Annotated in this window: 13 protein-coding genes; 9 read left to right on the plus strand and 4 right to left on the minus strand. The window is 52.9% G+C overall.

What is annotated here, in order from left to right; genetic code table 11:
• Positions 1 to 6: 6 nt before the first annotated feature.
• Together AC07OI_RS02940 and AC07OI_RS02945 are read right to left on the minus strand one after the other, a co-directional pair.
• Complete coding sequence (locus AC07OI_RS02940; RefSeq protein WP_495256250.1) at positions 7 to 1,266, minus strand: hypothetical protein; 1,260 nt, start codon at positions 1,264 to 1,266, stop codon at positions 7 to 9.
• 372 nt (positions 1,267 to 1,638) lie between these two features.
• Positions 1,639 to 2,592: a D-2-hydroxyacid dehydrogenase family protein gene (locus tag AC07OI_RS02945; RefSeq protein ID WP_495256251.1), complete on the minus strand. Its 954-nt coding sequence runs from the start codon at positions 2,590 to 2,592 to the stop codon at positions 1,639 to 1,641.
• Between the two features lie 373 nt (positions 2,593 to 2,965).
• Here AC07OI_RS02945 and AC07OI_RS02950 point away from each other — a divergent pair, with 373 nt between their 5' ends.
• On the plus strand, positions 2,966 to 4,816 hold the full coding sequence (locus tag AC07OI_RS02950; protein ID WP_495256252.1) for a phosphoenolpyruvate carboxykinase (GTP): 1,851 nt from the start codon (positions 2,966 to 2,968) through the stop codon (positions 4,814 to 4,816).
• A gap of 140 nt (positions 4,817 to 4,956) precedes the next feature.
• The gene (locus AC07OI_RS02955) at positions 4,957 to 5,736 is read left to right on the plus strand and encodes a substrate-binding periplasmic protein (protein WP_495256253.1); all 780 of its coding nucleotides are present in this window, start codon (positions 4,957 to 4,959) and stop codon (positions 5,734 to 5,736) included.
• Between the two features lie 55 nt (positions 5,737 to 5,791).
• Here the strand turns inward: AC07OI_RS02955 and AC07OI_RS02960 are convergent, their stop codons facing one another.
• Entirely contained in the window at positions 5,792 to 6,205 is a 414-nt protein-coding gene (locus AC07OI_RS02960) for a DUF2798 domain-containing protein (RefSeq protein ID WP_492707630.1), read from the minus strand.
• Positions 6,206 to 6,265: 60 nt separating this feature from the next.
• Positions 6,266 to 6,583, minus strand: coding sequence for a hypothetical protein (locus AC07OI_RS02965; protein ID WP_492707628.1), 318 nt, complete (start codon positions 6,581 to 6,583; stop codon positions 6,266 to 6,268).
• Positions 6,584 to 6,731: 148 nt separating this feature from the next.
• Here AC07OI_RS02965 and AC07OI_RS02970 point away from each other — a divergent pair, with 148 nt between their 5' ends.
• The 7 genes from AC07OI_RS02970 (at position 6,732) to AC07OI_RS03000 (ending at position 17,612) form a co-directional block, all read left to right on the plus strand.
• Positions 6,732 to 7,706 (plus strand): LysR family transcriptional regulator, encoded by a 975-nt coding sequence (locus AC07OI_RS02970; protein ID WP_492707627.1) that lies wholly within the window; start codon positions 6,732 to 6,734, stop codon positions 7,704 to 7,706.
• A 245-nt stretch (positions 7,707 to 7,951) separates the two neighbouring features.
• A complete protein-coding gene (locus AC07OI_RS02975; RefSeq protein WP_495256254.1) occupies positions 7,952 to 9,928 on the plus strand; it encodes a sensor histidine kinase in 1,977 nt (658 codons plus the stop codon).
• Between the two features lie 64 nt (positions 9,929 to 9,992).
• Positions 9,993 to 10,700 (plus strand): riboflavin synthase subunit alpha, encoded by a 708-nt coding sequence (locus tag AC07OI_RS02980; protein WP_492707624.1) that lies wholly within the window; start codon positions 9,993 to 9,995, stop codon positions 10,698 to 10,700.
• A 45-nt stretch (positions 10,701 to 10,745) separates the two neighbouring features.
• Complete coding sequence (locus AC07OI_RS02985) at positions 10,746 to 11,180, plus strand: YybH family protein (protein ID WP_495256255.1); 435 nt, start codon at positions 10,746 to 10,748, stop codon at positions 11,178 to 11,180.
• Between the two features lie 2 nt (positions 11,181 to 11,182).
• Positions 11,183 to 11,782, plus strand: coding sequence for a protein tyrosine phosphatase family protein (locus tag AC07OI_RS02990; RefSeq protein WP_495256256.1), 600 nt, complete (start codon positions 11,183 to 11,185; stop codon positions 11,780 to 11,782).
• 121 nt (positions 11,783 to 11,903) lie between these two features.
• Positions 11,904 to 12,314 carry a hypothetical protein gene (locus tag AC07OI_RS02995; protein WP_495256257.1) on the plus strand — a complete coding sequence of 137 codons (411 nt, stop codon included), beginning with the start codon at positions 11,904 to 11,906 and terminating at the stop codon, positions 12,312 to 12,314.
• A 156-nt stretch (positions 12,315 to 12,470) separates the two neighbouring features.
• The gene (locus AC07OI_RS03000; protein WP_495256258.1) at positions 12,471 to 17,612 is read left to right on the plus strand and encodes an alpha-2-macroglobulin family protein; all 5,142 of its coding nucleotides are present in this window, start codon (positions 12,471 to 12,473) and stop codon (positions 17,610 to 17,612) included.
• The last annotated feature ends 129 nt before the right edge of the window (positions 17,613 to 17,741 follow it).

A 17,741-nucleotide genomic window follows, 5' to 3' on the forward strand; every position in this document is an offset into this window, starting at 1 on the left:
TGATCATCAGCCTGGTGGCGGTGTATGCTTTACCTGTGGACATTGGAAAGGCGCAGCAGCATTTGCTACCGGTACAGTGCGGTATTGATTAAAGAAATTGGTAAACCCGCGATAGCCATTCCATGGACCTGACGGATCATCGTAGGTGATGGCAACCCCATAGCAAGCCTGTATGCGGGCACCTGCACCAGCCTTGTCATATGCCAGATTCATCGCCACACCGAAGTTGGCATCGTGCTCATCAAACCAGGTATTCCAGATGTTGTCTGCATCATGCCATTTCAACTTCTTCCAGCAATACTGACTGGACCAGTCGGTAGAGCAATAATTCTGCAAGCTCACTGTGCTGATACTCACTGGCGCTTCATCGTACATCAGCACCATGGGTGGAATCGATGATGAATTTACTACAGCGCCCAGTGAACAGCCTGCCTTGTAGCCTGGCGGTTGCGGGAATTTTGGATCCGCTTCAAAGACTGCATAGGAAGAGGGCAGTACAAAAGTATTTTCTACCGTACTACGGTCATAACAAGTCTGCGCCTGGTAATCCCAGATGGCACTGGCCTTGGATGATACTGAACGCCATGGTCGCTGCGCGTCACTGCCAGCCGCATTGTCTTTAATACCCCACAGCATATTCAATGAACCACGTGACTGGCCAACCAAAAAGAGATTGTCGGGATCAATATGCAACTGCTCTGCGTTGTAACGCATGAATTGTATGCCGTCACGAATGTCGGTGTTACCGGGGGCTGGATTGAATTTGGCATCATAAGATGCAATCGGATGCCTGAATTCCAGTGAGATTACGGTGTAGCCAGCATTCAGTGCCTGCATCAGTACGCTCTGGAACAAGGTCGAAGTTGCATACGGATTGTCGCTCGGTGTGCTGCTTTCCTTGAACATGAATTTTTCTGTCTGCCCATTCGGATGAGTGAAGATAATGACGGGCCGTTTTGTACCCACAGGATCAGTCGCCGGGTCAACCGGGCTATAGACGGATGCGCGTTGGGTCAGATAGGCCGCAGAACCCGGCTCCCACCATACTGCCTTGTCGGCATAACAAAAATTATCGCTCTCCCAGAAGGTAATTTGCCCGGACTGATTCTGGTAGTTGATGTAGGCAATAGTGTGGCTTTTGGCGACTGGCAGTTTGTTTGTACAGTCAGGTGAGGGTAGCGCAAGGCTTTGCGCATAACTGTTACCCGCAAAAAGCAGCAGGAATGAAAATACGATTTGCACGGCTGCTTTGAAAAAAGACTTCATGAAATGCTCCCTGGTGTTTGCTACTTGTTGAGCTGGATAGAATCGTCATTCGCGGACTATTAAAAAACATGCGACATCGCAGCCCGGCAAGTAACCCGCAAAGCATGTGTTTTTATCTCTTTTTATGATGTTGAGCGTGCTGATTCTAGCTTTGTTTTTTTGACTATAAAGAGGCTGTTACCAGAGATTACACAGCCTACAAGTCGGTAACCGTATAGCAAGCTAAAGCTACAATAGTCATACACTTTGGAACAATAAGTCCTGCCGGTGCCAGCCAGGTGAGTTAGCTCTGGGAGCAGGGAGAAAGTGACATTGAGCCAGAAGGCTTGCACGGGCAGCGCATGCTGCCCGCTCAATTTCCTGCATTAAAGATCAGGATGCCGCAACGTGGTCGAGGATGTTCTGGAAGGCAATGCGGAAATACAATTCATAACTGGCCTGTTCTACATAACCCAGATGCGGGGTGGCCAATACATTTTCCCTGTGCAGTAGTGGATGATCTGCCGCGACGGGTTCGCTCTCGAAAACATCAATCGCGGCAAAACCGGGGCGACCAGCATCCAGCGCCGCTTCCAGTGCGCCAGCCTGCACCAGTTCTGCGCGGCTGGTATTGACGAACAAGGCATCCGGCTTCATCAGGGCCAGATCAGCCGAGCTGACGATGTCGCGCGTCGCATCATTCAATCGCAAGTGCATGCTGATGATGTCGCACTCGGCAAAAAAAGCCTCTTTGGATGCCGCTACCAGCAAACCATCTGTGGCTGCCTGCGCACGGCTGGGTTCACGTCCCCAGACCATGACTTGCATGCCAAAGGCGCGGGCATAGCCAGCGATGAGCTTGCCGATCTTGCCGTAACCCCAGATGCCCAGAGTACGCTTCTTCAAAACCCGTCCCAGCTGGTTATGTACAGGATGAAGGGAGGAGGTTTGCCAGGCGCCTTCCTGCAAGAGCTGTGCATAATTGGTCAGGCGACGTGAAGCTGCCATGATCAGTGTCCAGGTCAGTTCAGCCGGTGCAGTCGGGTCACCGATACCTTCTACGACGGTAATACCCAGTTCAGCCGCTGCTTCCATATCAATATTGCCTGCTACCTTGCCGGTTTGTGATATCAGCTTTAAATTTGGCAATTTTTGCATGAGCGCGCGCGTCAGGCGGGTGCGTTCGCGTATCAGTACCACGGCGTCAAAAGGCTGCAGACGTATCGCCAGTTGACCAATTCCCACGGCAGTATTGTTGAAGACTTTGACTTCATGATCCTTCAATAAGTCAAAGCAAGGCAGCTGCCGGACTACGTCTTGGTAATCATCAAGTATGGCTATTTTCATGGTTCATCCTTATACATTCTTTAAAATCAGGGAAAATCTTTATTCCGGGTTTTATTCAAGTCTGGGTTGAAAAATCTTCACTTTCATAAAACGTAAAACAATGATAATGAAACTGAGGCAAAATTCGCTTCCTGCCAGACTCGCGTGTACAATGTCCGCCTACGTAGCTTTTAGATTCTTCCGCCCCGCGCCATCCTGCCGGGCGCAAGCCAGGAGCCAAGACACCCTCTTGTCTTCGTATTATCCGACAGAACCGCCGCTATGGTGTTCGCCTTGCTTGAGCGCTCCTGCGATCGCATCGCCACAATCTAACGACGATCCTGCCGTGCCGCTACACCGGTTTTTTTATTGAAATGGCATTGGAGGTAGTATCGTGAATCAACCCATCATGAAAGGTGTGGCTGCATTGAACGCACCCGCTTACGTGAAACATCAGAAATTGATCAACTGGATCGCCGAAATGGCGGCTTTGACCAAACCTGACAATATCTATTGGTGTGACGGCTCGCAAGAAGAGTATGACCGTCTGTGCGCACAAATGGTTGCCGCTGGCACCATGAAAAAACTCAATGAAGCCAAGCGCCCCAATAGTTACCTGGCCTGCTCCGATCCATCGGATGTCGCCCGTGTCGAAGACCGCACCTATATCTGCTCAACCAACAAGGAAGATGCAGGCCCGACCAATAACTGGATGGCACCGGCAGAAATGCGCGCCACCCTGAACCCCATGTTTGATGGCTGTATGCGTGGCCGCACCATGTATGTCGTGCCTTTTTCCATGGGCCCGCTGGGTTCACCCATCGCCCACATAGGCGTGGAATTGTCTGACTCCCCTTACGTTGCCGTCAACATGCGCATCATGACGCGCATGGGTCAGGCTGTGTATGACGTACTGGGTACGGATGGTGATTTTGTCCCTTGCGTACATACCGTAGGCGCACCATTGGCAGAAGGCCAGGCTGACGTTGCATGGCCTTGCAATAACACCAAATACATCGTGCATTATCCAGAAACGCGCGAAATCTGGTCCTTCGGTTCCGGTTATGGTGGCAATGCACTGCTGGGCAAAAAATGCTTTGCCTTGCGTATTGCCTCCACCATGGGCCGTGACCAGGGCTGGCTGGCAGAACACATGCTGATCCTGGGTGTCGAATCGCCAGAAGGCAAGAAGCATTATGTCGCAGCGGCTTTCCCGTCTGCCTGCGGCAAAACCAATTTCGCCATGTTGATCCCCGCCATCAAGGGCTGGAAAGTCACAACGATTGGTGATGACATTGCCTGGATCAAACCTGGCAAGGATGGTCGTTTGTATGCGATCAATCCTGAAGCCGGTTATTTTGGCGTAGCGCCTGGCACCAATACCGCTACCAACTCCAATTGCATGGCGTCGTTGACCGCCAACACCATTTTCACCAATGTCGGCCTGACCGATGATGGCGATGTCTGGTGGGAAGGCATGAGCAAAGAAGCCCCAGCGCACCTGATCGACTGGCAAGGCAAGGACTGGACACCAGAAATCGCCAAGGAGACAGGCCGTAAAGCCGCTCATCCAAATGCGCGTTTCACGGTTGCAGCAACCCAAAACCCGGTTATCGACGCAGCCTGGGATGACCCGGCAGGCGTGCCTATCTCGGCCTTCATCTTTGGTGGCCGTCGCTCAACGACTGTGCCGCTGGTGACTGAAGCCCGCAACTGGGTAGAAGGCGTCTACATGGCAGCCACCATGGGTTCTGAAACCACGGCTGCTGCCGTTGGCCAGCAAGGTGTAGTACGTCGTGATCCTTTCGCCATGCTGCCTTTCATGGGTTACAACATGAGCGACTATTTCCAGCACTGGCTGGATATGGGCAAGAAGATAGAAGCGGCAGGCGCAACACAACCAGCCATTTTCTGCGTCAACTGGTTCCGTACGGATGAAAACGGCAAATTTGTCTGGCCAGGTTTTGGCGACAATATGCGCGTGTTGAAATGGATGCTGGAACGCATAGAAGGCAAAGCAAACGGTGTGGAAAACATCTTTGGTGTCACGCCTACCTTTGCCGACCTGAACTGGGAAGGTCTGAACTTCACGCAAGCGCAGTTCGATACCATCACTTCCATCGACAAGGCAGCCTGGGAAGCAGAATTGAAACTGCATGCCGAGCTGTTTGAAAAACTGGCCTACCACTTGCCAGCCGATCTGGAAGCGACCCGTGTCGCCCTGGAAAAACGCCTGGCAGCGTAAACCATCGTTTTCTGGCAATGACAAAAACGCGGCTACGGCCGCGTTTTGTTTTTTTGCACAAACTGGAAATGCGGGCACAAGGGGTGTATAAATATCATCAGCCTCCACCACTCCACGATGCTCATTCTTCCGGGGACCGCATGCGCCTATCCACCACATGGTTGTTGCTAATGCTCACTGGCAGCATGCTGCTATCACCGACCCTGGCGCAAGGACAGTCACAAAGTCGTGAAGAGCGCAGGCTGGATATCTCGCTGTCCGATGCAAATCGCCCGAGTACGATCATCTCTCAAAAAGTCCTGATCAAGGCTTACGAACAACTGGGCATCAAGCTTAATTTCATTGCCACGCCAGCCGCGCGGGCGATCAGCATGTGGAACGGCGGCAGGCTGGACGGTGTTTCTGCCAAAGTCATAGATACAGGTTTGCCAGACTCCATCAAGATAGACATACCCATCGTCTATGAAGAAGCGGTGGTATTTACAGCGAAAAATAATATCACCGTGGATAGCTTCGATAGCCTGAAACCCTATGTAGTCGGTTATGTCAGCGGGATTCCCTATCTTGAAGACAGGCTCAGGAATGTGGCGCAAAAAGAAACTGCCCCCAGCCTGGAATCACTGTTCAGAAAGCTCGAAGCCGGGCGCACCGATGTCGCCGTTGACTCCCGTTTCAGTTTTTGCCTGGTGCGAAAACTAGGCTTGAACCACATACGCATACTTGAGCCATCGCTGGAAAAACGCCTGGGTTACCACTTCCTGCATGCCAGGCATCAGCAACTGGCGCCTGCTGTGGAAGCGGTTTTACGCAATATGGAAAAAGATGGCAGCATCCGGAAGATCCAGGAAGAAACCATGCAAGAGTATATGGAGCAATGCACTGAGCTGTCTGACGCTAAAAACAAAAAAGCCGCAGGTTGATTACCTGCGGCTCTTCAATCTTGTCCAACGCACTACTTATATGCAATCAGCGCAATCAACGATGTACTGGCAATAATACGGGTTTGCGTTTCAAGCCACTCTTTGCTGTCGCCTGCTCAGACGCCTGCATGATGGCACTGGCACCCAGCGCATGCTCAGTTGGCACAGGCTTGCTCAGCATACGTGCCAGCTTATTGACCAAAGGTTTGCTGATATAGGCTGCCGGAAAAGCGATAGGCCATACAGTCAGCCAGGCTTCCATCCAGGCACCAACAAAGTCATGGCCCCAACCCATCCACATCAGGCGCAAGACGGCTGTTGCCACCAGGCTCACCAGACCTGTCGTCAGGATGGTAGGCAGCATGGACGCCAGACTCCTGGAACCAGCCACCACACGTGGCTGGCGCTGTGTCACTACCGGGCTCTGGACTGCACCGCCAGCCAGAGAATACGCAGATGAATGTTGCATAAGGCCAATTACTTATTTAATCGTGCTACTGTTTAGCCACGGGCGGTTAGCCACGGGCGGTTAGCCACGTGCAGCCAGGGCACGCAATTCAGCTGCCATGTTTGGCGAACTACGGTCCAGATCATTGGCGATGCGGCGGATAGTCAGCATATTGCGCAAATTACGTGACGCTGTTTTTTCTTCACGGGATTGTTTTGGGCTGATAAGCAGCAAAGCAGCACGCAACATGCCTAGCAGCATAGGCTTGAAAACGATGAGCATGGTGGCCAGGATACCCAGACCCAACAATGGACGGGCAGCGCCAACAACGGCACTGATAGCGATTTGGGAAACTGGCAGGGCACTGGCTGCAGGGAAGGCGATATTCAGGAAAGTCATGATTTACTCCACTCTTTAAACACTTTGTAATGACGTCATAATATTGCACCGCATCATATAATTCTAATTTTGATTTACCATATCAATTATGCTGTTCATGAATAATTGTCAGTAACTTATTATTGACCTACCAACCGGAGCAAATAACGTGAATTTTCTGACATTGGATTTGAATCTCCTGCGTGTTTTTGATGCCGTCATGATCGAGCAAAACCTGACCCGTGCGGCAGACAAGCTGGCCATGACCCAGCCAGCCGTATCCAATGCCCTGAAACGCTTGCGCCATTCGCTGGGGGATGAGTTATTGATACGCACAGCCTATGGCGTGAAGCCCACGCCGCGTGCTGAAACTCTGTGGCCAGCGATACGCCAGGCACTGTCCAGCCTGGAAAGTGCGATTGCCCCGACCAGCTTTGATGTATCACAGGCGCAAACCACCTTCAGGATGGCGATGTCGGACGCGACTGCTGCCTTGTGGATGCCCACGCTGGTGAATGTCCTGGAAAAAGAAGCGCCCCGAGTGAATGTACGCATGGTGCCGCTGACCACCCGTGAACCGCGCCCTATGCTGATGCGTGGTGACATTGATATCGCCATCGGTTTCTTCCCCGGCGTTGTCGCCCAGCTTACGGGCGGGCAAGGCGCGGCCAATAGCGCAATCCGCCATGAACGGCTGTATTCCGGTCACTATGTTGTTGTCATGCGCCAAAATCACCCTTTGGCCAATAAAAAACTGACACTGGACGACTACTGCAATGCCAAACACTTGCTGGTGAGTTTTTCTGGCCGCGCGCATGGCCTGGTGGATGAAGCCCTGAGCCAGATGGGACGTGAAAGGCGCATTGTATTGACAGTTAATCAATTCTTTACCAGTGGTCGCGTGGTATCAAATTCTGATTTGCTGACGGTGCTGCCGCGCCATCTGGTTGCTGCCACAGGTATGACCGAAGCCCTGGTCTGGAAAGAATTGCCTTTCGCCATGCCGGATGTACACGTAGACATGCTGTGGCACGAGCGCGATAGCCGCAACCCCGCCCATCAATGGATACGCCGCAACCTGGTGGATATGACACACTCCAATCTGATTACCGAATTGGAACATGAGGTAAAACTCGATACCTGAAGCACGGAAAGAATTTCATCCTTACTTCAAGGTCAAAAATCAAGGCCGAAAAACAAGGATAGAGAAAAAGGACGAATTTGCTTACTATTGCCGCAGCTTGAAAAACTTGCTAGTCTGAAATCCGGTTTTTAAGACTGGCTTTTAAGCCTGGTGTTGACTTTATTAAACTGGCCAGTCCAGGAGTTTAGCAGCATGACATTTCAGCTTTAGATATGACCGAAGTCCGTAACACTTGCTGTCGGCTCTTGTTTTTGCTCGCATTTTGCCTGGGCATCTGCGGAACGGGTGCACACGCGGCAATTTTAAAGCTGGATAATGGCAAGAATGAAATTCCCTTAGCCTCTGCCTTCCAGATCTATGAAGACAAAAGTGCACAACTGCAAATAGCAGACATCCTCAAACCAGGCAGCACGACAGAGTTCCGGCCCTTGCGCGGCAATCTGAGTGCCTCTTTTTCCGCATCCGCATTCTGGCTGAAGCTGGATGTACAGCGCAGCCAGGCCAATATTGCCCGGCAATGGTTGATGGAGCTGTCGCCGGTCTTGCTTGACGATATCCGTCTGTACCATGTCAGCCCTGACGGCAGCATGACGGTGCACCGTGCAGGTGACCGCCTGTCTTTTTCCAGCCTGGAGCTAAAACACCGCTATCCGCTGTTCATGCTGCAATTGCCGGATACCCAGGTACATCATCTGTATCTGCGCATACAAAGCAGCAGCGCGGTATTTTTGCGTGCCAGCCTGTGGGAATCACATGCCTTTGCGGAACACTCGAACCAGGTTTCCATTTTCATGGGTATTTATTATGGCGTCCTGCTGGCCATGATTGTGTATAACCTGTTGCTGGCCATCTCTTACCGCGACGTGGCACTGCGCTATTACCTGTTTTTGTCTTGCATAGCCTTGCTGGCGGGAATGAGCCTGAACGGCCATGTTGCCATGTACATACTGCCTGACTGGCCGGAACTGGTGGATATACTGCCCAGCTTTCTCTCGCCGCTGGTGGTCATGAGTTCCACCATGTTTATCGCCAGTTTTTTGCGCCTGCATGAAAAAATGCCGCGCATCAATCGTCTGTTCATTTTTACCCAGATCATTTGCGCCTGTGTGTCACTGGCCGTGCTGGCCGGTTATTACCAATTGGTCGCACCACTCATGCAATTGACAGGCTTCGCCCTGATGATGGTGATTTTGCCGGTTTGCCTGCTGGTGGGCATGCGTGGTTATCGGCCTGGTTATATCGTCTTCCTGGCGTCGGCCACCTGGATTACCGGGCTTTCGCTGGTGGCACTGCGCAATATGGGCGTACTGGAGCCAAGCTGGGCAACCGAGTATGGTTTCCAGATAGGTTCAGCCATAGAAGCCATCTTGCTGGCACTGGCCCAGGCTTACCACATCAGCCTGATGAAGAAAGAACATGCCCAGACCCAGGCTACATTGCTGGAAATATCCCAGCGTACTGAACAAGAGCTCGACGCCAAGGTCAGGCAGCGCACTGCCGAGCTGGCAGAAGCCGTGGCCAGCCTGCAAAAACTGGACAAAGACAAGAATGATTTCCTTGGCATTGCTGCCCATGATTTGAAAAACCCCTTGACCAGCATCATAGGCATGAGCGATTTGTTGCGTAAACTGCAGCAGGACATGCCGGAGCAGCAGCGCCAGCATTATCTTGAGCGCATCAGCAGCAGCGGCCAGCGCATGATGCGCATCATCAGTAATTTGCTGGACGTGAATGCCCTCGACTCCGGCCATCTGCACCTGAAATTGCAAAGTCTGGATTTGAGCAAGATATTGCAGGACGTGGCCCAGCAATATACAGAAATGCTGAAAGCCAAAGACTTGCAAGTGATACTGGATATACAGGATGGCGTCATGATCAGGGCAGACTTTGATGCCTGTGTACAAATCATTGATAACCTGTTGTCGAATGCGGTCAAGTATTCGCCTTTGGGCAAGCGCATTTGGCTGAATGTCAGCAGCACTGCAGGATTTGGCGTTTTCCAGGTCAGGGATGAAGGGCCGGGCTTATCCACAGCGGACCAGCAGCATTTGTTTGAAAAATTCTCCAAACTCTCCAGCCTGCCGACAGCGGGCGAACATTCCAGCGGCCTGGGCCTGTCCATCGTCAAGAAACTCAGTGAAGCCTGCGGCGGCAAAGTCGATTGCGAAAGCGTGGCCGGGCAGGGCTGCAACTTCATGGTAGAACTACCGCTGGCAGCATAAATATCTGGCCAGACGGGAATGGCTTACAATCACTGACATTCAACGTACATCAACAATATCCATCATGTTCACAGGCATAGTACAGGGCATAGCCCGCATCGCAACACTCAATGACAAAACCGGCTTGCGCACTTATCAGCTGGAATTTCCCGATGGTTTTTGCAAGGACCTGGAAATCGGTGCCAGCGTCGCCGTCGACGGCGTTTGCCTGACCGTGACAGCCCTGCACGGCAACAATGCCGCAGAATTTGATGTCATGCAGCAAAGCCTGGCCATCACCACCCTGGGCGAATATGCTGAAGATGGCCGCGTCAATGTAGAGCGTGCCGCCAAAGATGGTGCCGAGATCGGTGGCCACCCTCTGTCCGGCCACATCGACTTCAAAGCCCATATCGCCCAGATACGCGAGCTGGAAAACAATTACGTGATACGCATCGCCGTACCACCAGAATGGCTGCGCTATATCTTCGCCAAAGGCTATATCGCCATCAATGGTGCCAGCCTGACGATAGCCGAGGTCAACCGCCAGGAAGGCTGGTTTGAAGTCTGGCTGATCCCCGAGACCCTGCGCATGACCGTCTTTGCCGAGAAAAAAACCGGTGCCAGCCTGAACATAGAAATTGAACGAACCACGCAAGTCGTGGTCGATACCGTACGCAATATGCTGGCAGAAACCCTGGGGCCACTGTTGCCAGCATTGGAAAGCCTGCTTGCGCAGCAAGGCAAGGACCTGGGACAAATCATACAAGCCCAGGTGCCGCCACCCAAATGAACTGAACCTGCGCTTGCCTCAGCCTCAAACATTAAAAGGATAGCCATGCACACTGCCGTACCAGATCCAACCAGCGAAGCAGCCACCACTATCCTCAACAATATCCGGCTATGGCAAGATGCCACGGCTGCCGGGGATGTGGATAAGTTGCTGGATTTGATGGATGAAGAAGTGGTATTCCTGGTGGCAGGTCATCCGCCCATGAAGGGCCGTGAGCAATTCGCCCAGAACCTGCGCAATATCTTGCAAACACATCACATCGCTTCCAGCTCACAGATACAGGAAATTGTCGTACAAGCCGATCTTGCCTATACCTGGTCTTACCTGCAAGTCGAGATCATCCCTAAACAGGCGGGCCAGCATATGAAGCGTGCCGGGAATGTGCTGAGTATCTGGCGCTTGCAGGCAGATTGCAAATGGCGTATCAGCCGTGATGCCAATCTGCTGACGCTGGAAACCCAGCCTGAGCCGGGAGCCTGAGCATGCGCAAGCTTTCCGGCTCATCGCTCAACAGCTTGTCCACAGGCTTGTCAACATACATATCTACACACTTATGCACCGCTTTTCTGGGCTTGTCCACAGCCTTATGTACAAGCTTATCCACAGATGCCTATGCACAAAACATTGATGCACCGAATGTCGTCCCCATCACGGCACAACTGACCAGCTCGGGCCAGCCTACCGCCAAAGCGCTGGAAGGACTGGCAGCACAAGGCTATGAAGCCGTCATCTACCTGGCCCCGCCGCACGTCTCTGATGCGGTACGCGAAGAGAACCTCATCGTCGGTCGCCAGAACATGCTGTTTGTGAATATCCCGATAGTTTTCAACAAGCCAGCTGTCAGCGACTACGAAACCTTTGCCGCCATCCTGCAAGGCCTGGGAAATAAAAAGGTATTGGTGCACTGCCAGGTAAATATGCGCGCATCCACCATGGTCTTCCTGTACCGCGTCGTGATCGGCAAGGAAGACCCCGTCCTCGCCTATGAAGCCGTCAGCAAGGTCTGGGCACCCAGCGGGCCATGGAAGGCTCTGATGCTGGATGTCCTGCAAAAGCACAAGATCAATTTTGATCCGTATTGATTCTTGACTGTCACTGTAACCACCTACTTTGGTAGGCTGTGTTTTTGTATTCCGCCTCTGTAGTATGCAAAGTGGGCATGTCTTATGTTGGTCATGCTGTCTAAAAACCGGGTGGAATATCGTGATTGAATACTTCAGCAATGCCATCAAGAACGAGCATATCGTTACCTGGGGACAGGCTATACGCGCCCTGCTTATCTCAATACCGGTTTTTGTACTCTTCCTGATAGTCTCGACCGTCATCGTGGTCGGTATCGTCGTACTCGCTGGTTTCACAGGACAGGGCGGGCATGGCAGCAACCCCAGCAACACAGAATTCTTTAACTCTGCATTTGGCTATGCCAAGATATTTGGTCTCATTACTTTCCTGAGTTCACTTGCCGTCATACGCGCTATCTGTCTGTGCATAGGTGCCGTGTGCCAGGCAAGTTACGGCAAAACCAATATCGCTTTCTTTATCGTCACTGGTGTACTTGCCACAGCCTTGTTGTTGATGGCGGTTTTTTTTACTTATCTGCGCCCCAGTCCCTGAGCGCTGAAATTCGTTTACAGAAGTCTGTTGCATTTACCCCCACGGAAGAAATCGTAACACCGGAAGATATCGTAACAAGTGAAATATCGACAATGCCCGTGTCATAATCATTGTGCAAAATTTGAGCAATCCATCCAGATCAATCAGGGACACCACATGCAAAGCAAATCGTTAAAAATGGCGATGTTGTTCGCCTTATTCATTGCCATCATAGGCGGCGCATACTGGTACAAGAACAAGAGCCCGGGTACCTCTGATGGCATTGGTGCCCTGGTGGTCAATGATGATCCGAATGCGCCTTTGACCCTGGTGGATGCAGCTGACCGTGGCCTCGATGGTGCACCCGCACTGGCGCTGACCTTCAGCATCCCGCTCGACAGCAGCAAGACTTATGAAAAATACCTGCAGGTATTCGAGATGCCAGCTTCGGCTGCTGACCTGAAAAAAGCCGAAACCAATAGCAGCGATGAAGACAATGGCTATGACGACGACGGCCAACCCAAAAAAGGCAAGGTCAGCACGGTCAGCACCAAGGCTGAAGACACTGACAGCAAGGGTGGCAAACCGGTAGCCGGTGCCTGGGTGGTAGGTGAAAACCCGCGCCTCTTGTACTTCCCGCATATCAAGCCGCAAACCCGCTATGTGGTGCAAGTGCAGATCGGCCTGCCCGCGCGCAATGGCAAGACCCTGGGTAGTGAAGCGCGCTATTCCATCGTCTCGGCTCCTGTCTCACCTTCCTATTATTTCGCCAGCAATGGCATGGTCTTGCCCGCCAAACAGAATGGTGGCTTGCCCATCGTGACAGTGAATGTGCCAGAAGTGGATGTGCAATTCCTGCGCGTGAAAAATGACCAGTTGCCACGCTTTCTGGACCGCGTCATCAATGGCAAACCTAAAAAAGCCGATGCCGCAAAAACTGAAGGAGAAGAAGGTGAGGGTGGAGATGATTACAACTACGACTGGAAACGCAGCAGTTTGAAAGGTGCCGTCCAGGTTTACCAGCTTGATGATTTGCGCAATATGTCAGACAGTGTCTATCTTGGTCGCTTCATGACCGAGCAAAAAGCCAATAAACGCAGCGTCACCTATATCTCGGTGGAAGATATCAAGGAGCTCAAGGATCCCGGTGTGTATGTCGCCGTCATGAGCCAGCCTGGCCGCTTCCGCTATGAATACCAGACCACGTATTTCTATGTATCCGACCTCGGCCTGCATACGCATTTGTATGACAAGTCAGCGGATGCCTTTGTCAGTTCTTTGACAGATGGCAAGGCCGTTAGTGGCGTCGAAGTATCGTGGATGGATGAAACCGGCAAAGTACTGGCCAAGTCTGACACCAATGGCGACGGCCATGTGACTTTTGCCGAACAACCCAAAACTGCCAAGGTCTTGATGGCACGCAAGGGCGAGCAAATTTCTGTACTGGCCCTGAAAGAACCCGCACTGGATTTGTCTGAATACGATATCACCGGCTCACCATTCAAGGCGACGCGCCTGTTTGCCTATTCTGGCCGCAACTTATACCGCCCCGGTGAACAATTTGATTTGTCGGTATTGGCACGCGATGCCGATGGCCGCGCCGTGCCCGCCAAGGCCATACAGGCCAAACTGAAACGCCCGGACGGCAAGGAACAGTTCACCGCCACCTGGCGGCCAGACCAGCGCTTTGGCGGTTATCTGGTCAAACGCATTGAATTACCAGCCGATGCACCTACCGGTTTCTGGACCCTGGAATTGCGCGCTGACCCTGCCGACAAGGTGCCGGGTACAGTATTCCGCTTTGGTGTAGAAGAGTTCCTGCCAGAACGCATGAAGCTCGACCTGAGCAGCAAGCTGGCGAATTTAGCCGCTGACAGTGACTACAGCGTCGATGTCGTCGGTAATTATCTGTATGGCGCACCGGCAGCCGGTAACCGCCTGCTGGGTGTGGCCCAGTTTGAACGCAACAAAAATCCGCTGGCCAAGCAATACCCGGGTTTTGAATTTGGTGATGTCACTGAGAATGAAGCCAAGACCCGCACTGAACTGGCTGAAAGCAAGCTTGATGATGAAGGCAAGGCCTCCGTCGATGTTGATCTCTCACCTATCGCCAAGCGCCGTTCACCCTTTACCGTGCGCACTACCCTGAGCCTGCTGGAAAGCGGTGGACGCCCCGTTGTACGCAGTATGGAACGCGTAGTCTGGCCAGCCCCGGTGCTGGTCGGCCTGCGCCCCATGTTTACTGGTGAATATGCGCCTGAAGGCAGCCCGGTAGAGTTTGAAGTCATACGTTCGGACAAGGATGGCAAATTGCAGGCTTCACCGACTTTGCCGGTGCGCCTGTTCCGCGAAGACCGCAATTATTACTGGCGCTTTGAAGACCAGCGCGGCTGGCAGTCCGGCTTTACGGAGACGGACGAACTGGTAGAAACCAGTGCCGTCGCCGTGCCCGCCAATGGCCGTGGCAAATTGCGCCTGCCAGTGCGCTATGGCCGTTATAGACTCGAAGTGCTGGACCCGGACACCAAGATGCAGGCCGTGTACCGCTTCTATGTAGGCTGGAGTGCACGCACAGATGAAAGCCAGGGCGTGCGCCCTGACAAAGTCGCCATGAAGCTGGATAAACCGGTCTACAAAGACGGCGACACTGCACGCCTGACGATCACCCCGCCGCACAAGGGCGAAGCCCTGATCACGGTAGAAGGTGACAAGACCCTGTGGATAAAACGCATGTCTGTCGGTGCGGATGCAACCACGATCGATATCCCGCTCAACAAAGACTGGAAACGTCACGACCTGTATGTCACTGCCGTGGTTCTGCGCCCCGGCAATGAAGGCGACAAGGTAACACCAGCACGTGCACTGGGCCTGGCGCATATCCCGCTGGACAGGGCAGACCGCAAATTCGCTGTGACCATGGAAGCACCGGTCAAAGTGCTGCCTGACAGCACCGTCAAGGTGAAAATCAAGGTGCCAGAGGCCAAAGGCCAGAAAACCATGGTGACCTTATCGGCAGTGGATGTGGGCATTTTGAACATCACCAAGTTTATCTCGCCTGATCCGCATGCCTTCTTCTTTGCCAAATTGCGTTATGGCTCAGACCAGCATGATATCTATGGCCGTCTCATAGAAAAAATGCAGGGCCAGAAAGGCAAACTGAAATTTGGTGGTGACAATACGCCCAAAGCCACCAAGAGCTTGCCGAAGAAGGTCAAACTCATCGACATCTTCAGTGGCCCCGTGCAACTGAATGAGCAAGGTGAAGCCGAGATACCGCTGGCCATCCCTGACTTCAACGGTACCTTGCGCCTGATGGCCGTGGTGGCCGGTGGCGAGCGTTTTGGCGCCAAGGATGCCGAGATGACAGTCGCCGCACCGCTGATTGCCGAACTGGCGACGCCACGTTTCCTGTCCTTTGGTGACACAGCCATCGTCGCGCTGGATTTGCATAATCTCTCAGGTGCAGGACAAAGTCTGAAAGTCAGCATCAATGGCGGCGAAGCCCTGAAACTGACGGAAGCCGAACGCAGCGTGAGCCTGAAAGACCAGCAAAAACAAACCCTGCGCTTCCCTATCGAGGCCAAGCCGATGCCGGGTTTGCATACCATTACTGTCAATATCAGCGGCTCTGGCATCAAGATGGAGCGCAGCTTTGCTTTGACTGTGCAGGCACCGACGCCACAAACCCAGATCACCAAGCGCTTTACCGTAAAAGCCGGTGAATCGCTGGATATCAAAGAGGCTGACCTGGCAGGCTTGCACAAGGGATCGCTGCTGGCGCATATGGTGGTATCAAACAAGGCACCTATCGATATCCGCGCCGCCATTCAGGGTTTGCTGACTTACCCGTATGGCTGTGCCGAGCAAACCACAAGTACTGCTTACCCGCATGTATTCGTAGATGAAGAAGCCGCCAAGCGCTTTGGACTCAAAGCTTATACACGCGAGCAAAGGGTAGAAATGCTGGACAAGGCCATCGCCCGCCTGGCCAGCATGCAGGCCCCCAATGGCGGCTTCAGCCTGTGGGGCAATGTATCCGAGTATGAATACTGGCTGTCTGCCTATGTCACCGGCTTTTTGGTGGATGCACGCGAACAGGGCTTTGGCGTACCAGATGCCATGTATAACAAGGCCCTGGATTACCTCTTGCGCGGTTTGCAGGATGGCGTAGCACGCATGCCCGCCAGCCCAAAACCGGCAGCAGCAGCGACTACTACCGGCACCAACCTGTGGGAAGAAAACCGTGTGCGTGACAATAGCCACTTCAATGTACTCGCTGCCGGTGCGTATGTGCTGTCACGTCAGAACAAGGCACCGCTGGCAACATTGCGCCAGATGCACGACGCCCGTGGCCACGCGCAATCCGGCCTGGCCCTGGTGCAACTTGGCATCGCCCTCAAGCAAATGGGTGACAAGGCACGCAGCGATGTGGCCCTGGCCGAAGGTGTCAAGAAGGGCCGTGACAATGGTTACTGGTGGTATGACTATGGCAGTAATCTGCGTGACGCTGCCCTGTCCTATGCCTTGCTGGATCGCCACCAGATCACGCTGGCTGGTCGCGATAACCTGATCGGTGTCATCGCCAATGAGATGGAAAAGCATCGCTACTACAGCACCCAGGAAAAACTTGCCCTGTTCCTGGTAGGCCGTTCTTACAGCACTGGTGAAACAGCCCCATGGACTGGTACCCTGGCAATTGCAGGCAAGACCGATGAATTGTCAGCCAAGGCCACGCTGTTCCGCGAATTGCAGGCCAGTGAATTGTCAACCGGTGTCAAGCTGAGCAACAGCAGCAAAGACAATCTGTATGTGGAATTGTCCATGACCGGCAACCTGGTCAAGCTGCCACCTGCGAAGAGCGACGTCATAGAGCTGAGCCGCAAGATGTATGCACCGGATGGTTCAGAAATCGGCAACCGTGCCCTGAAGGTAGGCGAAACTATCATCATGCGCATCACCGCCCGCAGTCGTAGCGTCATGGGCACAGGCATGATCGTTGACCGCATCCCGGCTGGCCTGGAAATCGAAAACACGAACATCGTCCAGGGTGAACAAATGGGTGTCGTAACGATAGACAAACTCAATCCTGCCGAAGCCATGCAAAACCCGCATATCAAACATGTCGAGTTCCGCGATGACAGGTTTGTAGCAGCAGTACGCATGGACTGGAATGTACTGAATCTGTTCTACCGGGTGCGGGTAGTGACACCAGGTAAATTCGTCATACCACCGCTGTATGCGGAAGATATGTACAGGCCGGATTTGTATGGGCAAACGGGTGGGACGGATGTGTTGACTGTGGTGGAAAGTGGGAAGTAGTGATTTATTGCGGAGGTTGGGTAGATCGTAGGTTGGGCTACGGTTTACCAGCCCAACAATGGGCGCTCGATGACGTAATTCGTTTATCAAAGCCTGACCTAAGACCTCTCACCACAGAGGAAGGAAAGA

Source organism: Undibacterium sp. GW821-FHT07F11 (assembly GCF_059418665.1).

Coding starts and splice junctions, on each gene's coding strand:
- AC07OI_RS02940 (WP_495256250.1), bottom strand. CDS start 1,266: ATGAAGTCTTTTTTCAAAGCAGCCGTGCAAATCGTATTTTCATTCCTG.
- AC07OI_RS02945 (WP_495256251.1), bottom strand. CDS start 2,592: ATGAAAATAGCCATACTTGATGATTACCAAGACGTAGTCCGGCAGCTG.
- AC07OI_RS02955 (WP_495256253.1), top strand. CDS start 4,957: ATGCGCCTATCCACCACATGGTTGTTGCTAATGCTCACTGGCAGCATG.
- AC07OI_RS02960 (WP_492707630.1), bottom strand. CDS start 6,205: ATGCAACATTCATCTGCGTATTCTCTGGCTGGCGGTGCAGTCCAGAGC.
- AC07OI_RS02965 (WP_492707628.1), bottom strand. CDS start 6,583: ATGACTTTCCTGAATATCGCCTTCCCTGCAGCCAGTGCCCTGCCAGTT.
- AC07OI_RS02980 (WP_492707624.1), top strand. CDS start 9,993: ATGTTCACAGGCATAGTACAGGGCATAGCCCGCATCGCAACACTCAAT.
- AC07OI_RS02985 (WP_495256255.1), top strand. CDS start 10,746: ATGCACACTGCCGTACCAGATCCAACCAGCGAAGCAGCCACCACTATC.
- AC07OI_RS02990 (WP_495256256.1), top strand. CDS start 11,183: ATGCGCAAGCTTTCCGGCTCATCGCTCAACAGCTTGTCCACAGGCTTG.
- AC07OI_RS03000 (WP_495256258.1), top strand. CDS start 12,471: ATGCAAAGCAAATCGTTAAAAATGGCGATGTTGTTCGCCTTATTCATT.